At 37.8% G+C, this 19,142-nt stretch carries 18 protein-coding genes and 2 pseudogenes; 18 read left to right on the top strand and 2 right to left on the bottom strand.

Annotated features, from left to right (window positions below):
* Positions 1-23: 23 nt before the first annotated feature.
* The 13 genes from ASF12_RS29990 (at position 24) to ASF12_RS29915 (ending at position 14,263) form a co-directional block, all read left to right on the top strand.
* On the top strand, positions 24-275 hold the full coding sequence (locus ASF12_RS29990; protein ID WP_056042488.1) for a hypothetical protein: 252 nt from the start codon (positions 24-26) through the stop codon (positions 273-275).
* A gap of 624 nt (positions 276-899) precedes the next feature.
* Complete coding sequence (locus ASF12_RS29980) at positions 900-1,442, top strand: hypothetical protein (RefSeq protein ID WP_155973556.1); 543 nt, start codon at positions 900-902, stop codon at positions 1,440-1,442.
* A 4-nt stretch (positions 1,443-1,446) separates the two neighbouring features.
* Positions 1,447-2,079 (top strand): hypothetical protein, encoded by a 633-nt coding sequence (locus ASF12_RS29975; protein WP_056042483.1) that lies wholly within the window; start codon positions 1,447-1,449, stop codon positions 2,077-2,079.
* 246 nt (positions 2,080-2,325) lie between these two features.
* Positions 2,326-3,786: a hypothetical protein gene (locus tag ASF12_RS29970; protein WP_056042481.1), complete on the top strand. Its 1,461-nt coding sequence runs from the start codon at positions 2,326-2,328 to the stop codon at positions 3,784-3,786.
* 265 nt (positions 3,787-4,051) lie between these two features.
* Positions 4,052-4,522: an RNA chaperone Hfq gene (gene hfq, locus ASF12_RS36400; RefSeq protein ID WP_056042479.1), complete on the top strand. Its 471-nt coding sequence runs from the start codon at positions 4,052-4,054 to the stop codon at positions 4,520-4,522.
* Between the two features lie 210 nt (positions 4,523-4,732).
* The gene (locus tag ASF12_RS29960) at positions 4,733-5,161 is read left to right on the top strand and encodes a hypothetical protein (RefSeq protein ID WP_056042478.1); all 429 of its coding nucleotides are present in this window, start codon (positions 4,733-4,735) and stop codon (positions 5,159-5,161) included.
* A gap of 573 nt (positions 5,162-5,734) precedes the next feature.
* On the top strand, positions 5,735-6,424 hold the full coding sequence (locus tag ASF12_RS29955) for a hypothetical protein (RefSeq protein ID WP_056042476.1): 690 nt from the start codon (positions 5,735-5,737) through the stop codon (positions 6,422-6,424).
* 96 nt (positions 6,425-6,520) lie between these two features.
* A complete protein-coding gene (gene dnaG / locus ASF12_RS29950) occupies positions 6,521-7,855 on the top strand; it encodes a DNA primase (protein WP_162241949.1) in 1,335 nt (444 codons plus the stop codon).
* 335 nt (positions 7,856-8,190) lie between these two features.
* Entirely contained in the window at positions 8,191-9,315 is a 1,125-nt protein-coding gene (locus ASF12_RS29940) for a hypothetical protein (protein WP_056042471.1), read from the top strand.
* A gap of 161 nt (positions 9,316-9,476) precedes the next feature.
* Positions 9,477-9,701 carry a hypothetical protein gene (locus tag ASF12_RS29935; protein WP_056042469.1) on the top strand — a complete coding sequence of 75 codons (225 nt, stop codon included), beginning with the start codon at positions 9,477-9,479 and terminating at the stop codon, positions 9,699-9,701.
* Between the two features lie 1,216 nt (positions 9,702-10,917).
* Positions 10,918-11,925, top strand: a complete 1,008-nt coding sequence (locus tag ASF12_RS29930; RefSeq protein WP_056042467.1) for a restriction endonuclease — start codon at positions 10,918-10,920, stop codon at positions 11,923-11,925.
* 391 nt (positions 11,926-12,316) lie between these two features.
* Positions 12,317-13,642 (top strand): hypothetical protein, encoded by a 1,326-nt coding sequence (locus ASF12_RS29920; protein ID WP_056042464.1) that lies wholly within the window; start codon positions 12,317-12,319, stop codon positions 13,640-13,642.
* 54 nt (positions 13,643-13,696) lie between these two features.
* Positions 13,697-14,263: a LexA family protein gene (locus ASF12_RS29915; protein ID WP_056042462.1), complete on the top strand. Its 567-nt coding sequence runs from the start codon at positions 13,697-13,699 to the stop codon at positions 14,261-14,263.
* A gap of 169 nt (positions 14,264-14,432) precedes the next feature.
* On the opposite strand, the gene ASF12_RS29910 is transcribed toward ASF12_RS29915, so the two are convergent.
* Together ASF12_RS29910 and ASF12_RS29905 are read right to left on the bottom strand one after the other, a co-directional pair.
* The gene (locus tag ASF12_RS29910; protein ID WP_056042460.1) at positions 14,433-15,344 is read right to left on the bottom strand and encodes a hypothetical protein; all 912 of its coding nucleotides are present in this window, start codon (positions 15,342-15,344) and stop codon (positions 14,433-14,435) included.
* Between the two features lie 42 nt (positions 15,345-15,386).
* A complete protein-coding gene (locus ASF12_RS29905) occupies positions 15,387-15,719 on the bottom strand; it encodes a hypothetical protein (protein WP_056042458.1) in 333 nt (110 codons plus the stop codon).
* 419 nt (positions 15,720-16,138) lie between these two features.
* Between ASF12_RS29905 and ASF12_RS29900 the strand changes: the two genes are divergently transcribed.
* From ASF12_RS29900 to ASF12_RS29885, 5 genes and pseudogenes are all read left to right on the top strand, one after another.
* Positions 16,139-16,831 carry a protein-tyrosine phosphatase family protein gene (locus tag ASF12_RS29900; protein ID WP_056042457.1) on the top strand — a complete coding sequence of 231 codons (693 nt, stop codon included), beginning with the start codon at positions 16,139-16,141 and terminating at the stop codon, positions 16,829-16,831.
* Positions 16,828-17,283: pseudogene (locus ASF12_RS35980) on the top strand (NucA/NucB deoxyribonuclease domain-containing protein); the annotation flags it as partial. The gene ASF12_RS29900 and the pseudogene ASF12_RS35980, both read left to right, overlap by 4 nt.
* 72 nt (positions 17,284-17,355) lie before the next feature.
* Positions 17,356-17,454, top strand: a pseudogene (locus tag ASF12_RS35975) (excalibur calcium-binding domain-containing protein); the annotation flags it as partial.
* A gap of 242 nt (positions 17,455-17,696) precedes the next feature.
* Positions 17,697-18,185 (top strand): hypothetical protein, encoded by a 489-nt coding sequence (locus tag ASF12_RS29890; protein ID WP_056042454.1) that lies wholly within the window; start codon positions 17,697-17,699, stop codon positions 18,183-18,185.
* A 42-nt stretch (positions 18,186-18,227) separates the two neighbouring features.
* Positions 18,228-18,719 carry a hypothetical protein gene (locus ASF12_RS29885; protein WP_056042452.1) on the top strand — a complete coding sequence of 164 codons (492 nt, stop codon included), beginning with the start codon at positions 18,228-18,230 and terminating at the stop codon, positions 18,717-18,719.
* Positions 18,720-19,142: the final 423 nt, after the last annotated feature.

Here is a 19,142-nt window from a genome sequence, read left to right as displayed (position 1 = left end):
TAAATAGATAAGGGGATTTAAGAATGGCGAAAGTTAAAGTCGAACAAAGAATGGTAGTCCTGTATGATGATAAATATTTACCCGTTGTACCCAAGCCAAAAAAATATTGCCGGCGAATTCTAGTTGAAGTATCTGATGAAGTTGTACGTAACAAAGAAGTGCAGCCTGTTATAGATGCTTATGCTTTAGCAATTGGCAGATCTGAAATGGTTGGGAAAACGATGGATGAACTCAGAAGTCAGTTTTCTTTAGAATTGGGGTTTCATCGTTATTAGCAATAAAGTTTTACGGAACGAGTAACAGGAACGATGGGAGGGAGAGTACTATAACTGCAGACATTGGTGGAAATGATAGTAACATCTTTGATGAAGATGAATTTTGTTCAGGCTGTTCTATTAAATTTAAAGATCCAGCTGCAGAGATACACTTTGTGGTGGATCGTTTTTCTTCTGATGGAGTTCGGAAGACTGGGGTGCGGTACTACTGTGAAAATTGTTCATCTTCAGCTCATAGGAATTTCCCCCATGGAAGATGGTGCAAGCTAGAGGACGACCATGAGAAAATTGATGATGATTATGATCTGCATTCGTCATGCGATGAATATATTGATGATTTTGAAATGTGCTCAAATTGTTTGAAAGAATTCGAAGATCCGTCTTCAGAAATCAGTTATGTGGCGGACCGATTATCACCGGATAGGGTCTTAAAAACGGGAGTAATGTACTTTTGTAAAGATTGTTCGGTTGTAGCAAATAAGAAGTTTCCTGATGGAAGATGGTTCAGTATAGAATCATAATCAACGGGACATTCCGCCTTGTAAAAATAAATTTCAGATATAGGATAGATAAGGATGTGTTTACTTTCATACTACTAAGGTTTTGGAGGGAGATTTGATACATTTGGTAGATAAGTATCCGAAGGATCAACTTGAGATTTTATATCAATGGGGAGCGAACCAGGAAATTTCAGAAATAATTATTGATTGCATCCGAAATAAACGCAACATTCTGGTTGCTGCCGATATGGGTAGAGGGAAGACGCTACTTTTAAAAGAACTTATTTCTATGACCGCTCAAGAGGAGAAATTTGCTTATGTTGGGAGAGGCGCGATTACGGAATATGAGATTTACCCATCTGATTTAGTCCGACTGGCAACTACCTTAGACTTATCAACGAAATCTTTCTATTATTCATCTAATCCTCTCAAACAAGCCTGTAAGAATCATTTTTTTGTAATTGATGATGTTCAAAGGGAACATATGATTAATATTGTGGAGTATTTAAAAGACCTGTCCATGCAAGGAACAATAGCTAGTTGCTTACATTTAAAAGGGCATGATGAGAATCTCATTCTCGATCTTCAAGTGAAGTACTTCGATTTGATCATTCATTTAGAGGAATATCAGTTGATTAAAGAAATCAGTCTGTTAGGAAGGTATTAATTTTATGCAATCCAGTAAAATCGTTTCGTTAGAAAAGTTTAAAAAAGAAAAAGCTGTTGGTAGCTTTCTATTAGATCGTAAATTTTTAATTGGACAACCACAGCATTTTAATATTCGGTTTCAATTATGTGATGTAATCAATTTAATTATGATTTGTGAACTATTGATTGAACGTTATGCGCAATTACTATATACGCATCAAGAGTGCATCAGTGTCGAAAATTCTAAGCATCAACCTTTAAATAAGGTTGATGGTACAAAAAATCATGATAGAATTTTTCTTTATGAAATTCAATTTTGGCGACATTGGTGGGCGCAGCTCAGTGGGACAGTTATCTCTATAGGAGCTAGGAACGTTGTCAATTCTACATTGTATGATCAAAATGACAGTCTCTCTTATTATGTAGCTGATTCTAGCATTGCTTCGTTCTTTAAAGGTTTTAGGAATTGCATTGAAATCATGAATATCCCGGATGGAAATACCCAGGTTATGAATCTGTGCAATATTTATTTAGATCAGCTGCAGAAGCTCACTGATGAGAAGTGTATATCTGAACAAGAGTTGCTAAACAAATTATATTCAACCCTCCAGAACCCTCATCTTTATTATGAACTTTTTGATAGCCTGAAGTGTTAATAAATGCTGCAAATGAGTAGGTTGGCCATTGTCCTGCAAATCCCTGATTCCCCTCTTCGCCTTATTGCCTTATATAATTCAATTCATTTTTATTTTGTGGTACAATTGTCAATGTGGTTTAATTTCAAGTTTTCCTCTTAGAATTGCTAGTTTTTTAAAGAGCCAAAAAGTGAAATGCTATTCATAACTAGCAGGAGTTGAGAGCGATTTATCGCTCTTTTTATTTTGTTTGTTAAGGAGAGAAAAATGAATCCATTTGATAAAAGAAATAAAAACCGGAATCCTGATAAAGACCAATCAAAGCAAAAAAAGGCCGAGCTTTTAAAAAAAATTAAAAGCCAATCACTTAATACTAATAAAGATAAGAGAAGCAATGCCGATGATTCTAGTAAAAATAACAGAAGTGATACTTCTAACGATAAAGAGCTTGCAGAAATGAAAAGGAAAATTAGGAAACTAGAAAGGGATTTAGCAGCTGCAAAGCAAGCAGGGCTGGTTGAGCGTAAGGCCCACAGTGTAACAAAAGAGTTGTTAAAAGATAAGTCTAAAAAACTTTGGGACAATCAAAATGAACTCATAAATAATAAGAGAATGTTGGAAAGTTCTCACTCTGAAATAACATCAAAAAGTAATTTAATCATGACAATTCAACAAAAATTGAGTGATAAAGAAGAAGAATTAAAAGTTACTGAAATCGAATATGAAAAAGTGACTAAAAAGATTAAACAATATCAAAAAAAAATAAAAGATCTAACGGAAGAAACTCGTTTGCGGTCATATAAAAATAAAATTGTATCACTAGAATCAAGGCTTGAAGAATATGAAGATGAAATTGCTAGTTTAAAGAAGTCAGATTCAAAATTACGAGAATCAATAAATAGACTATCGAATCCAACAGTAGTTTCAATGCTGCTACGACTACAAAAAGAGCTATCAATAAAAACAGTTGATCAATACTATCCAGTATATCAACTCACAGAAGAAGTACAGAAATTGACACTATATAAAAGAAGAATAGCAAGAAAGCCGTTAGCGATAAGAAAAATAAGCCCTGAGCATGTAGATCGGTCACAAGAAAATTACGGATATATAACGAAGAGAAATGAAGAGTGGTATTTCTACAGTTTGTTAAATGTGCAATATTCATTAAAAGATTACGATGAAACAAGTGAGTCAGATCTTCCGGCAAAAGTGAAAATTGCAGATGGAGATGCCTACCTCTTAGAAACTTATTCTGATGATGTGATTTTGCGACAAAAGGTTAGTGAAAAAGGGGTCATTGCAAGGAAAAGTCATATCAACACCCCAAATAATGAGGAATCCTATTTTCCTTACTTCGGTAATTTTAATGTGCTAATTATAGGCTCCATTACACAAAATGATTTTTTATCACGTTTGACGAAACATGGACTATCTGTGAATTTTCACAATCCATTTGATGAGAACACTGAATTAATAAGTGCTAAGGTAAATAAAGCAGATGTAATCGTTGTTATTACTTCTAAAATTAATCATCTTTTATGGGGGCACCTTAATAAAAGTGATGAACGTATTGAAGAAATTGAATCATTTGCTGTAGACCGTGTTGTTGCTAGAATACGTTATGCAGGAATAAGGTTGGGGTTAATTGACCTTTTTACACCAAAGCATAAAAATAGGGGCCTGTCTGAAAATACGAAAGAGGGGATTGAATTGCAGGAAAACTAAAAAAGAGTAATCATTTTTAGGAAACATTCGGATGAATTCGGCAGTTAATAACTGATCCGTTTTTATTCAATGGTGTGATCTGAACTGAAGAGACAACCATGGAACAGATCATTCTTGATCTGTTTTTTGCTGTATGAATAAAACTTACTTATTATCATGTCAACGCCAACTATTTGGTTGTCTTTTTAAAATGTGGTTGTACTATTAGAGATATTGGAAAACGAAAACTGGAGGAACTAATAATAGGGGAGCTGGTATCTAGTCTATGAAACATAACAAAATTAATTTCCAAGATATCTTTTTAAATCAATGTCGTAAGGATAAAACAGTCATTACTCTTTTTCTTAATAATGGCGTTCCAATGACCGGGACAATTGTTCATTTTGATACATTTTCAATCATCATGAATGCTGATGGGAAACAGTCATTTGTATACAAACATGCGATTGCAACTATTAATCCTACTACTCCAGTTTGTGTTCCGCATGATGATAAATTGTATGCTGATGATAAGCAAGACACTTTTTTATCGCAGTGTCGAAAAAGTAAAGTGACAATAGATGTATTCCTGGTGAATGGTAAAAAGCTGCAGGGTAAAATTTCGCATGTTGATAATTATTCAATTCTGTTGAATGCATCCAACGGAAAACAGCATTTCTTATTTAAACATGCCATCTCGACGATGATTCCTGATCGGGCTGTTACACTTGCGCCAGCCAAATCCAAAAAAGGGTAGTGAAAAAATTGAGCAAACTTCTTTTGCCACTTCATATTGCATTCCATTCATTGTGGGCAAATGGTTATGCTTATGCCCTTTCTGACGATTATAAAAGCATTATATGTCATACGTTAGACGTATTAAATCTATCTTATGATTGTTCAGAATCTTACGAAGGCTCATGGTTCATTAAAGTGAAATTTGAAGATATGAAGGAGAAAAGTCTGAATGATTGTTAAACTTATTGAAGGCCAAAAAGGGCTTATTGCAAAAATCCAAGGAAAAATTGCGATTTTACAAGATGGTGCAACTGATCGGACAGCAGGGGAAGAGATCAATGTAATGATAACCGGTATGAATCCTAAGAAGACCGTTGTATTTATCAAGCTTGTTACGGAAGAATACGAGTTGGTTGAACATTCAGGATTTGAAAGATCTGGTTCAATGTGCAGAACAATTGCTTGGGCGAAAGCAAAGCAAGCGGGAATTACTCCCGGTCGTGTAGCAGTAAAATTTACAGATAACATCAACATCGGCTTTAAAGGTAAAGTGGAACAACCTCTCACTCCAGGATCATGTTATATTGACAAGAACACCCGCAAAGGAAATATCTATAGATGTGAGGGCGTCGATTCCTTAGATCAACTTTCTTTGTAAATCAATCTACTTAATAGTTCTAATTATGTGAAATTAATCAGAATACGATTTACCTATTTACATTATTTTCAGCTTTTTGTAAAATGGATATAAGAGTTAATTTGTAGCATTCCTGATAGGTATTTAATTCATTCTGTGTACATGATGAACATGAGGACAGATTCGTATTAAATGCATCGGACTTACGTTTGAGACGAGTGAAAGGACTCTTCGTGAGAATTAAGGGATGTGGTTGTGCGTTTCAAAAGGCACTCGATAGTTTATCTATCCTTTTGAAATGAAGGCAACACAGTAGTACTTCATTAATCGAACATGAGGACAGTTGTTGTATGTAGGCTGTGTACACGATCGAATAGAAATGAAGTTATACTATTTTGAGGTAATCTTAGAATTTAAAATTTTCAAGTGAAATTAAATAACCTTTCAGGGTCCTTAAGAGAAGCGTACTTTTAAAGTAACGCTTTTTTTGTTTGGATATCAATGTAAGATAAGTTGCAAATGCTGAAATCCAAGTTATGATTTAAGCAATCGTATCGAAATCAACTAATAAAAAATAAATTGGAGGAAATAACAATGAAAAAAATAGTGAGTGTTTTGATGGTGACAGCAATTAGTTTTGCATGCTTAGTAGGATGCAGTGAAAATGATGTGAACAGCTCCGTAAAGATGCCGGAAGATCTAAAGGAATTTCAACATGGAATGGCAGAAGACATGGGAATTGATTTATCGGAAATTTCACAGGAAGTCGAAATTGCTAAACAAGAAATTGAACAAGTAATTACTACAGTTGAAAAGTTAACAGTAGTAATTGAAACAAACCGTTCAGTTAATTCAGCAAGTCAGTCAAACGGAGCTGCAAAATTTGCTTTGGAAAAACTAATGGAGCTGAGCATGAACGAGTCATCTAATATAAATTTTCTTATCGAACGTGTCGATAAAATCCAATATGAATTGGATAAAATCAATGAGTTAAAGACTGAAGTGGAAAAACAAAAAACGCTGGCATTCAAAACCATCGATGAAAAGAAAGTAGAAGTTCTTTCTTCTCAGCGTAAATACGAGCAGTGGAAAGTAATGCAGGAAGAGAACAATATGAAAGATGCTGCTTTTGAAGAACGGGCCGAAGTCGCATTTAAAGTAGCATTCGAAAAAATTGAAAAATCTACTGAAGATGTCCGGACTGCAGAAGCTGCTGTCCAAAAGTATTTAGATGAAACCCAAAGTATTCTTATAAAGGCTAAGAATATGATCGTAGTTGCTTAGTACGTGAAGGGCAGGAGAATTAAAACTCCTGCCCTTTTTATGTGGAGAGTTAAAGAAATGTCGTGTACATATATTGAGGAAAAAGGTGGGAATAGGATGGGTGATTCCAATGAAGCAATGTTCTTAGAGTGGGTTGAAAAATCCAAAACCAAGATAGATATCGTTGAAGTTATAGAGGAGTATTTAATGCTTAAACAAAACGGTTCCTCCTTTGTTGGTATTTGCCCTTTCCATGATATGGGTCATGGTAACAGTACTGGCCCTTCATTTGAAGTATCTCAGTTAAAACAATCTTTCCGGTGCGGGGTTTGTCATGTGGAAGGAGATTATTTCGAGTTCTTATTGAGATTTAACAGGAGATTGAGTGAATCTTTCACACATGCAGACTGTGTCAAACTCATTATTAAAAATTATATTGGTAATGATATTGGCCATCTATTAGATCCAAAATCGGAAAGATACAGTCAATTGGAAAAAATGTATAAGGCTCACGAGTTAATGTCTAAAATCTATCATTATATATTAACGAAAACCGACACGGGTAAAGATGCATTGTTATATCTCACGAATCGTGGGATCACACTTGAAGCAATAGATGAATTTATGATCGGATTCGCACCAGATTCTTATAGTTATACAACTCAAGTCCTTTTAAAACGGGACTATGATCTTAAGCTGATGGTTGAAGCTGGGTTGCTCATTCAACACCAAACAAATGCCAGTAAGATATATGATCGCTTTCGCGGTCGTATTATGTTTCCCATTCACAATATAGCCGGTAGAGTTATTGGATTTGGTGGTCGTTCTATGTCTCAGGAGATCCAACCCAAATATCTAAATTCACCGGAGAGTCCTATTTTTTATAAAGGCTCGAATTTATATAATTTAAATCGAGCGGCCGGCCAAATTGTAGATGGTCAACCTTTGGTCTTTTTTGAAGGCTATATGGATGTGATAGCTGCTTGGCAAGCAGGTTGTAATGTAGGTTGCGCGACGTTAGGAACCACATTTACAGAGGCTCAGACGCGCTTGGTTCGTTCTATAACTACACGGGGCATCATTTGTTATGATGGAGATAAGCCAGGACAGGATGCAACGACGAAGGCGCTAAGTGTCTTAGAACAATTCGAGGTGGATGTTAAAGTAGCACCGCTACCAAAAGACATTGATCCTGACGAATATGTTAAAATGTGGGGGGCTGACTCATTCCATAAGCATGTCCTTGGAAAAGCAATGCCGGCCATTGATTTTCACTTTAAGTTTTTGAAAAACAAATTGGTAGCCAATGATCCTACCAATTACAAAAATTATCTTGAATCAATATTAGTTTTAATCAAAAGGCTGAATGATCAGGAAAAAGAAAGATATATGTCTCTGTTTGAGCAACGTTTTCATATTTCACGTGCCGAATTTAGTGTAATATGTAAATAGTTGAATCCAAAAGGAAGTCAAGATACCTCATATTTTCTATTTACTGTTGAATATCTGGTTAGGGATTTTGGAACTTAAAGTGAAGGGCATGATAGAGAAATGGATGTCTGATAATGTCTCGCTTGCATTTCCGGAAGTGAGGAGTAAATCTGGTGCTCTCGTGATGATTGATTTTTGTATTACAAATAATATGATAAAATTCACTTATAAAAATTTAGAGAAACGATTTAATATGAATCGAGTGCTAAGCAGTTGGATATGTGGTTAAACTAAAAATGCATACCGAATCTTGGCTCAAATAAAATCCATTTCAATTATCTAGGGAGTTGTTAGCGATGATTAATCAAGAGAAATATAAACACCTTAAAGTGATAAGCTATTTGGATGTCAAGAAAGAAACGGAAACAGAGACTTTTGATTATGACGAGAGTGGATGGTTATTTGGAATCGAATTCACCAAAGAAGACTATACACTTGCCAAGTATCTGGAACGCAGATCGGTTTTTAGATTTGATGATCCTGTGCAGCGCGGGACAGAGGCTTGGTCAGCAAGAAAAATGTCCGAGGGCGTTGCATCAATCTTGATGCAAATGGAACTTGGACCGATTAAAGCACAAAAGAAAGTGTTCAACAAAAAATTAATTCGGAATGTTGTTGATGGAGGAAATCGTTTAATCTCTCAGCGGGATTATATTAAAAATGTTTATCCCCTGGAGCCAGAAACGTATATTTTTGGATTTTTAAATGATGAGAAGATACTAATCGATCTTAGTGGCGCATATTTCAATGATCTTCCTACCATATTCCAAAATCGCATTCATGGTTACCCATTTGAGGTTCATATATATGATATGGACGACGAATTAAAAAATGAAATGTTTTATCGCTGGAACAACTATGAGCCGCACTCTTCTAGCGAATTGAAGCGGTCTCACATGTCGACCATTATGCAGATAACCATTAATAAGTTGCTGTCTATGAGTTTCTCGCAAATTGGTTTTAAGCCAGATCCTATCAAAAAGTCATTGCATATGGAGCCCATCCTTCAAGGGCTTGCATTAATTAACACCAAGAATGAGATAAACCTAAAAGAAGATACAATAAACAACATGCTGCTGAAAAATGAGTTTAGTGGCGAATCTATTCTTCTATTAGATAAAATCGGGGCGTACCTGGAGGAGGTAGTCTTAACTTATAATAATGTTAAGATCGAGAAAGCGATCTTTCACAAGAAGCATAAGGCAACACTCATTTATGTTGCTGCTCAAGCGATTGCTAATGATATGCCTGTAGAGCAATTTGCTCAATGGGCGAAAGATTTCTTTATTGATAAAGCGAACGAAACGGAATATCGTAACTTCGGTGGTGATACTCGACTAGCGAATGTTCAAATGAGGAATAAAATAGCTTTAACAAATCTTGATCTGTATAGGGATTTTGAAATTCACAGTGAGTGTTGAATGGTATAAGGAACGAAAGTGTAAAGCGGAGTATTGTTTATGTAATAAGGTAGAGCTAATACCAAGTGGCAGTGGCTTTAAAACACTAGTACCGCAAACATATGGACTAACTTTCTGTCATGCCTGCATGAGAGCATTAAACTTGGAGAGGGCTGCTATTAATGAACCAATATGAAATAGATTTAGTTTATAAGGGCATCGGTAACTACAAAGGGTGGAAATGCGCTGAATTCGGATGTGGTCTAGTCGTAATGCAAAAACAAACAGAAGTTATAAAGGCATACCGTGGTCCTGAAGTTAAGGACTGGGTGCCTGAATGCTGGGCAGAAGTTAAAAATGAAATCGACCAGTTGAATAAGGCCATTATTGATTCTACATTCGCCTAGAACGGACTTGTTAATGCATTTAATCGAAGCGCGGTACTCGCCGGGATTTATTATGCAACTAAAGCGCACGAATGCCTATTTCTTCTATTGATTCGTAGAATAAGGGGGATCAAACCAGCGATCATCCAATTTGTAAACGTTGTTTAAAACATTTCTTTCTCTAAACTTTTTCTAAAAAGGCCGCTTCAGTATAACTGGAGCGGCCTTTTTATTATGAAATTCAAGATGTGTGTGAACCGGTTGATAAGTGACCGTCATCGGAGCTGGTGACACCCGCAGCAATCCGGATTTGCCCCAGAAGGAGTATTGTATTCCACACTCCTCGCATGTGTCTAGACCAACAGAGGCTCGACTCGGTCTGCTCTGGCGGCAGCCGTGAGACCAGTGAGATGGAGGAGTTCTGTACATTGTGTCCTTGTCCCATTTATGATGTGACCGGGTGGGACGGTAAGACCACCACGTCGGTAACGGAATTGCAGACATGCTGGTAAACGGCGGGCGTATAGTGCATTCAGGCGCTAACATTGGCATATCAATACTGACATCCGCCAGATCGATGCCGCTTCCAGCAGATGGACATGACACGCTCTCCTCATGTGGCGATATTACCAACCTCTCGCCTAATCACCTTGATTGGCACCGCAACATGTGTGAATATACCGCCACCAAGCGCCATGCACCGCCTGTTGGATTTTCAGACTGCTGATGACCTTACACCCTTAATGGCGACACGGAGACCGCCACACTTGGAGTTCTTCGGGGGAGGAACAAATATTTCGACGGGCACACCGTTCGCGATGATGTAATTAAAGGTTTGGTACCAATCCGTGACATTCGATTGCCGGCGTGGTATAACGTGGAAAACGATATTGCGGGTATAACAGCCGTGAGCGGGATCGTGCCGGACGAGGCAATGCCGGAGACAGCATACACCTTTGAAGGCGTGGAGCACCCAAACCAGTGGGCGGGGGGCATTAGAACAACAATTCAATCGGCTCTCGCCAGGCACGTGACATGGAGCGAATGCTGCTAAAGATGAGAACTCTATTACATAAGAGAAACAGCAATTTCAAACGCGTATCAGGGCGAAATACAAAGACTGGAGGAAAGAAACGCGATTCTCGATAAGCCGCAGTGTGAGAAACGTTTCTAGCAAGCAGCCGTATTATCTAAAAAGGGAGTAAGAGATTAATGGTCAAAAGGAGCTGTTTTTAAAATGGGTGCAATTTGGATAACGCGAGGGGTAATCGTCAGACAAACGTCCGAAATGATTGGTTACAAAGCTGGTCTTGCATTGACGAGAGAAGAATTTGACGACATTATGCCAAAAGATTTTAGAGAATTGTGGCTAGGTGATGATGAAGACCTGCTGCGTATTCGTTCCGAGGAATACGATGGTCTGATCGCGGAGCTGCTTTATAAGCTGGGCAATATATCAAGCCCAGACATATTGCCAAATGTCACCCTTTCAAAAAAGTATATGAAAACATCCAGTTATACTCTATATGCAGATATTCTGAAGGGATGGACCGAATTCTTAAGAAAATGGATGAATCAAAATAAGAAGAGTGTTAACAAGGAAATTGACCCATCGTCTTTTTTAAAGAACGTAATAACAAAGCATGGGTTACCCGGTTTAGAAATGGCAATGGAAATAATAGATACCATGATGATACAGCAGCATATTAGCCCCTATTCAAGTGTTCGGAGTGTAGAATGGACAGATACGACTGAGCTTGCAAGTTTGTTCAAGAGCCGGTCATTAGAAACGCAGTATGGCGCGTTTTTTGATCAACGATTTATTGATTACTTAGGTCAAAACTTCAATCGAATCAGCGACATTCATTGGCGAAAATTTGAAGGTCTGACCTGCGAGTTCTTTGAACGCCATGGCTATTATGTCGAAATAGGTCCTGGATCGAATGATGGAGGGATTGATGCCCGAGCATGGCTGAAAGATCCTAATAGTGACGGTCCTCCAGCCATTTTGATTCAATGCAAACGGCGTAAAGATATGGTCGAATCGGGCGTAGTCAAGGCTTTATACGCCGATGTTATACATGAAAATGCGAGTCGAGGCTTAATCGTAACCAGCAGCAGGCTTTCTCCTAGTGCTGATGAAGTGAGGATTGCCCGTGGGTATCCGGTTGATCAAGTTGATCGGTCAACGCTTAAAAAGTGGATTGAAGTCATGCGGACCCCAGGGACGGGCATCTTTATGTAATAAGTTTATAAGCTTTCAAAAGCCTTCATGATGAGGGCTTTTTTTATGACCCGATAACATACCGTTGTAGACGGACGTGCGGGCAAGCCACACTCAAGCAAAGAGCCAATGACGGCGATGCGTGATTTATACATTGAAGCTCATCTCCTGGTTCTTCCGAATTCCATTCTGTATCAAGCGGTTTGCCTGCGGATCGCTGAGCAGCAGCAGTTCATAACTCCTCGTTTGCCGGCTACAATCGGTGCTCTGGTTGCGGTCTTGATTCTGCTTACGTCGTATATTTCGCCTCCATTCAGTATAGGTCTTTAAATCTTTGAAAAATCAGTAGTATCAATCTTTCTGTACTTAGTAATGCTATAATTATTCAATATGTCATGAAAGGGGAAATACCATGAATAGCAGAAAGGCAACTGATAAAGATAAGCCCAACATATTGAATCTGATCCCGAAAGACAGAAGTGCTCAAAATGCAATACTGAATTGTTTCTATAATTTGACCGATGAAGAACGTGAAATTTTGTTGGACAATCCGGAATTTATCCCGCACAGCACGTTAAGCGATCATGGTGAAGCTATATCCTATGTAGATGATGATGCAGATGCTTTTGTCCATGAATACATAAGACGATTTTTGGCGAAAAGGAAATTACCTGAGGATATAAAAAGAGTTAATATTAAAAGCCTCCTGGCTTCTTTATTTCCGAGTGAGCCAGAGACAACACATTCTGAATATAGGGATGTTATCCTTAAATTTCGGTACAAGGAGTTCTGCGACTTTCGTCAAGACCGGAAAGACTACTTAAATAATCTGTTAAAGGAATATAAATTCATACAAAGACAGAATACGGACTTATTCCAGAAAACAGACCATGCATATAAGAAAAAGCTGATACAAGATAATAAGAAAAATCTTAAAAACTTGATTAAAAGAGTGAAAACGTATTTAGAAGACAAGGATCTGAGGCTTTATGCATCCTTAAAGCTGTCCACCTATAAATTTAAGTATATGTATAATAATTATTTTATTGATTATTTCCCGCCTGCGGAGATGTATTCGCCCGAAGTTATTGATCAGCGCTTTCAATGGATGCAACATTTACCTGCAGGAGACTATTTCAAAATTATAAATACGCAAGATCTGACTATTTTGTCTAAACATATACCGAGATTTATGAATTCATTGAAGGAGTATTTGAGCAATGGTTCGTTCAGCTTAGAAAATAAAAGCCAATCAGATGCTATTATAGAAGCAATAGATGCTTTTGAAGCCGGATTCAAACGTGCAGCAATAACATTAATGATCCGAGAGAATGAAGGGCTTGTTTGGGAATTGGCACGCCAGATTGCAGCAAAACACAATATCTTTTTTGACAAGAGAAAAAAACAATTAAAAATGGATAATCATGCGGAAATCCAAGAAAAAACATCACTTCGACAACTTTTGGCCGTTGAAGACTGGCCACGTATTTTTAAAGGACCTCATGGTAAGTTGACGTTAGGTGAACGTTTAGGATTTTTGGCTTTAGATTATAACAATGAGCGTAATCTCATCGTTCATGGCATTACTACTGATTTTGATGTAGATTGGAAATGGTTCGAACTGATTTCGGCCTGTATGAGTATAATCGAGGCATACGAAGAATTAAACGGGTGGAATGAGGAGGAGGAAGAGTTCTCAGAGTTAATCAAAAGTCTCCAACGCGGTCTTAAAACTTAGTGAAAATAGGGAACTCGGGTAGGGTGAGAATCATTTGTTTATGGAGGAAATGAAATGATTGACTTCAACGAAGCCGAAAGGCAGAGGATTCGGACTATCATAGCAGCTACATCCTGGGGGTTATGGAAAACTCAGAACGAGAGTCACGGAAAAGTTGATATCAGTAATGAGATAGGGGAGCGAATCTTCAACGATATAAGTGTCCAAGATGCCTCTCTCATCGTTGACGCTAGGGAATGGATTACCGGGTTGCTCGACAAAGTAGAATCGCTAACTCTGCAGAATGATGAGCTTCATGGCAAAATACAGCTTTGGTATGAACATGCACAGCGTGTCCAGCAGGAGAATGCAGAATTGAAAGCTGAATTAGGGCAACCAACCCCTCCTACCGGACTCGAACCGTTAAACGAAAAACAATCTGAAGCATATAAGTTCATCAGTGATTTCTCACGCCGTAAGCATTACAGTCCATCTACACTAGAAATTCGGGATGCACTCGGGTACTCTTCATTGTCTACTGCACACCACGTCATAAAAATGCTTGAGCGCAAGGGGTACATTATTCGTAACGGCAGACGAAGTATTTCGTTGGTCAGTAGGGAGAAAAAAAAGGGTGATTAAAGCCGCAGCATTATTAAAAGCAACAGTTAGGTAGTTTCAGGTGCATACGTAATATTAATCTTTTCTGAAAATAATGCAATAGAAGACAATAATCATGACCTCATAATAAGCCGTTGATACCTAGACATTAGGCGTCAACGGCTTTCCTTTTTTTTAAACCATAACTTTTTTACAGTTTTTCGTTCAGCAAATATTCAAGTAAAAGATCAAAACAAGAATATCGCTCTAACCTACTCCAATACTCTTTTTGTAATGCATCGATATTAGCTGCAGTGTTATTCACAAAAGTATTTTTGTACTGAGTTTGGACAACTAGGAGCCACTCCTTCAGAAAAACATAGAAGGGGATACCTTGCTTTTCACCGAGATTGCAAAGATCAAGTAAGTCAGGAATATCTTGCTTAGGCATAATCCCTTCAGCTTGATACCAACACGCCAACCCGCCATTTTCGACAGATCGATTTAAATTTCCTAACTGAACAGCTGCTTTTTCAGCTGGATTCAGTTCTTTTAACCATTCAATTCGGACAAGCTCCAAGGGAGCTAAGAATGGAGAATACAATTCATCAAGAGGAGCTTGAACAGCCTCAAATTTGTTGTACGCCTGATAAAGTAGCTTGTCATGAACAGTTATTGTCGTAACGCTCCAGACACTTTTATAGTTGTTTAACGTAACGATTAAATCAAAAAACGGATAAATGTTTTTCTCCAAGTACTTAATGTCCCGAATATCACTTGTCAGTTGTGTTGCAATTAGTGCCTGCGGATAATCTAAATACTTTTGGAGTGGAATGGGGCCCTCATCTATAATTAAATAATCAGCGCCCCATAAGCTACTTGCCAATTTACTTTGATTATCAATCTCCAAAAGGTATTCATCCATTGGTAGTCTCGCTTGATACTCAAAATGTTCATCGGGGGCCTTCAATCGAATCAGTTCATTGAGAAATTTTGTTTTTCCCGTCCGTAGATTCCCAGTAATCAATATTTTTTTGCGCTCTTCGATTGCGCGTGAAATTTCAATACAACCTTGCTCTGTAACACCCCAGGCTATTAAGGCCGCGTGCTTATCCGATAACATCGTGTTTCCTCCTACTATTATTGATTGCTTGTCTTGAGACGTTTAACGAATCATTGCTTCTAGATTTTCTGAAAAGGTTAGGATTAAAACGTAACACAACATACTGGATAGTGTTGCAGCGAGACAAGAAGTCGTACTTTTTTCACGTTCAGGAGTGTTTGTCATACGAAGTTTAATCATTAGAAAAACAACCGTGATAGTTGACATAATAAAGAAGAAGGTGGGGGTCACAAATAGCTTGTAAATAAATGCAAGGATTAATATTGCAGCCGGAGTATAGTCCCGCGAATCATCTAAAAGATTTAGACCTATCATAATATCAAGAACCTTTAAAATAGTTAATAAAAACAATACTTGGGGCAATTTCTTTTCCATTTCTATTAATTCTCCTTTAAATATCAATCATCAGATCATCAAATATTAAACATCTTACCAACTATAAAAAGAACAAATGCAATAATTAGTGCGGTTACGCGTACGTGTTTATATAGAAACCATAACTTTAAAAACATCTTAAATCAATCTTTATTTCGTTTCTTTAAGATAGTGATGCTCGAATTGAATCAATAACATGTCATAATACTTCACCTTCCCTTACAGCTTGAATTCCTGTATTTCTAATATTATGATTATTAATAAAGATAGTGTAATTCAATTTTGGGGAATGACAATGGGATACGTTTGATTGACTGTACGAATTGAGAGGTCAGCTGATCTAATTTTTTCTACGGTTGGACTGGTTCTCTTAATATACAAATAACATTATGCCATTAAATCAGGAATAAGGGGATGCTATGAAACGATACTCACCGATTATTGCCTTGAGTGATAAAGAATGTGTTCAGCTTCAGGAACTGATTATTAGCGGAGGGGATCATGGCCAAATTTTAAATGATTATTTATTGAAAACGCGTTCTATTCCTTTGACAGAGGTTTCCTTCATTCGTTATAATCAGCGTTTTATGCTTCTCGGAAAAGTATTTAATAGTGAATTCAACTTAAATCATGGTTCCGCCATACAATTTGTTCGCTATCCTGGGGAAGGAATTGACTCATCATATCCTACACTGGTTTGGGGAAATGTTTGGGTTGGAAGTGAGGACGAAGTGAACGATTGGTTTCAACAGGAAAATTTAAAGGTTCCTGCAAAGGTATGGATTGATTTGCGTGAGGATATGCCATGGAATGTTTCAATAAGCGCACCAGCGCATATGACGATTCAAGCTTTTCCGTTCGCAGATGGAGATTCATGTGCAGCTCCAGTCATGGAGAATGCTATTGCACAAATAAAAACACTTCTCGCCTCAGGAATACCTACAGTTGTGTCATGTCATAAGGGGCAATCCAGGTCCGTTGCTTGTGTTGTTGGTGCCGTTTCCAACAACATAGTAGAATTAAATACAGCGTATAGCCAAGTAAAAATAATGAGACCACAAGCAAATATACATTCTGCACTTTGGAGGAACCTGATGGAGATATATCAATGAGAAATTTAGTACTAGCAGGGTTAATCTTAAGCCTGTTATTATCAGGATGTTCAGATGTTAATCAAATTCACGAAAGCACAGTCATCAAATCGACTGACAGTAGCAATTTTTCCGTGGGAGCTATTTCGAAGCTTAAGTATGACAAAGTACTTATTTTGTCTAGCGATCGATACCCTGAAACCTTTGCCCATATTGCTAAGGCAATTGCTGCAGGTCATTCCTCAATTTGTACCCTTGATCGCGCAGGAGCTGAGCGTAATCGGGCGTTGTCACTTCGCGGCGTAGCGACGAAAAAAGGATTCGATCGAGATGAGTGGCCGATGGCCATTTGTGAAGAGGGGGGAGAAGGTGCTGATATCATGTACGTGACCCCAAAGGACAACCGCGGAGCGGGTAGTTTTATTGGTAATCAGTTAGAGGATTACTCTGACGGTACACGAGTCTTATTTTTATTTGGCGATGAGAACGGTTTAGGAGAAGAAGCAAAAGCGTTACTTCAAGGAAGTGTTGTATATGATAACTGCTCTGATGTTCGAGCTGCTGGTGCTGCCCCTATACATAAGGGGCAACCTGGATATAGTAGCAAGTTGGACAAAGATGGTGACGGAATTGCATGTGAATAGCCATAATAAAAAGCTGAAACGTTACTGGTTCAGCTTTTTTTATTATGGCTAGATTAAGAAAGCTCAATAGTATCTAATCAGACTTGCCTTCAAGCTGCTCCTCCGAAGAGCCTTGCCAGTAACCATGCCAATTCCGCTTACAGATTCGTGTTTTGATGTTATCTTGTGATAATTAAATTAAATGGTATATTAAGTTCATAAAGTTGAACGTAACCCATTATTAAAAAAAGAGAATGATAAAAATGGCAAAATATCCTGTTACATATACGTGTGGACATCCTGGAGTACTTGATCTTTGGGGCAAGGAGAAAGAGCGGGAACAGAAAGTCAATTATGCTGAGCGATCACAATGTCCTGAGTGTTCTACTAATAACGAAAAGGTGAAAACTTTAAATTTCCAAAAGGAAAAGGGGCTTCCAGCTTTGACAGGGAGCGAAAAACAAATTACATGGGCACTTTCCATCCGTTTTTCACTTTTTGAGCATCTAGAGAAATTGGAGCGACACTTTCGGGATGGTAAACCCAAATCTGGGGTGGAAACAGAATTTGCTAAGATGCAAGATATTGCTTTGACCTGGATAAAAGCTAAACAATTTGAATCAAATGCTTCTAGATGGATAGACATAAGGGATTATCACTACAGTACCTTTTTTGATAAGTTAAATGACCATCTTCGTATTGAAATGAAAGAGGAACTAAGTAAATTGAAGAAGGATAAGCTAGAAAAATAAGGTGCGATATTAATGTATTAATAATGAGTGGAGGTTACCTTGATGTTGGGACGTATAGCACTTGATGAAATCTGGGATAAAGCTTTAGAGGAGAGCTTATGCGCTTGCTCAAACGACAATAAATGGGGGCAAGATATCACAGGATTTATCTATTGCGAAAACTGTAAAAGTTGGATAGTGAAGCCCACGGATTTTGACGATATCATCAGTAGAAAAGCAACTATCACAATGTATGATTTTGAGGAAGCCAAAGGATTGAGTGGGGTACTAATGCCTGATGGAACTTTCTTAAAATGTGGAAATGCCGAACATAATCTTGTACTGGCCGATATCCCGTTGGACGTACAGTTTGGATGTTTATATTTTTCTAGTCGTTTAACAGGCGAACGAGACGGTAATATCACGCATTCTTCATTTCAATTTCAAGGTGTAACGATCGCGCAACTTGATTGGATAAATGACCATTATAAATTTTATGACGAAGGTCAGAAAAGATTCAATTGTCATCAATGGGCGCGTAAGCTGGAAAGTTAAAACCATTATGATTTGGACTGAAGGGAATGAATATTATGGGAGACCTAAGAAAATGTGTGGAGTGCGGGGAGAAGAAACATAAGGATATGATGATTGGAAACAATATCTGGGGGCCTCATTTCAACGAAATAGAGCATGAGCAGTTTATGGAATATAGGTGCGCGGATTCCTGTTTCATTGAAGCGGTGGAACACGAACGTGAGCAAGGAGAAAGAATCTGATCTTATCCAACATCATTTTAATAAAAACGGCCTGTTAACCATTATGGTTAGCGAGCCGTTTTTTATTAGAAAAGTTATTTTGTTTCAATCCACGCGACCAATTGGAAGCGACCAAGTCTTACGACCATATGATAATAATAACTACGATGCTTGTGTTTTGTCAACCATAAGTTTATCGTCTGATATAAAAGCAAATTGTTCA

The organism is Paenibacillus sp. Leaf72 (assembly GCF_001422685.1).
Classification (GTDB): domain Bacteria; phylum Bacillota; class Bacilli; order Paenibacillales; family Paenibacillaceae; genus Pristimantibacillus.
Note: the sequence above shows the minus strand (reverse complement) of the source record. Positions and strands in the feature narration are given on the sequence as shown.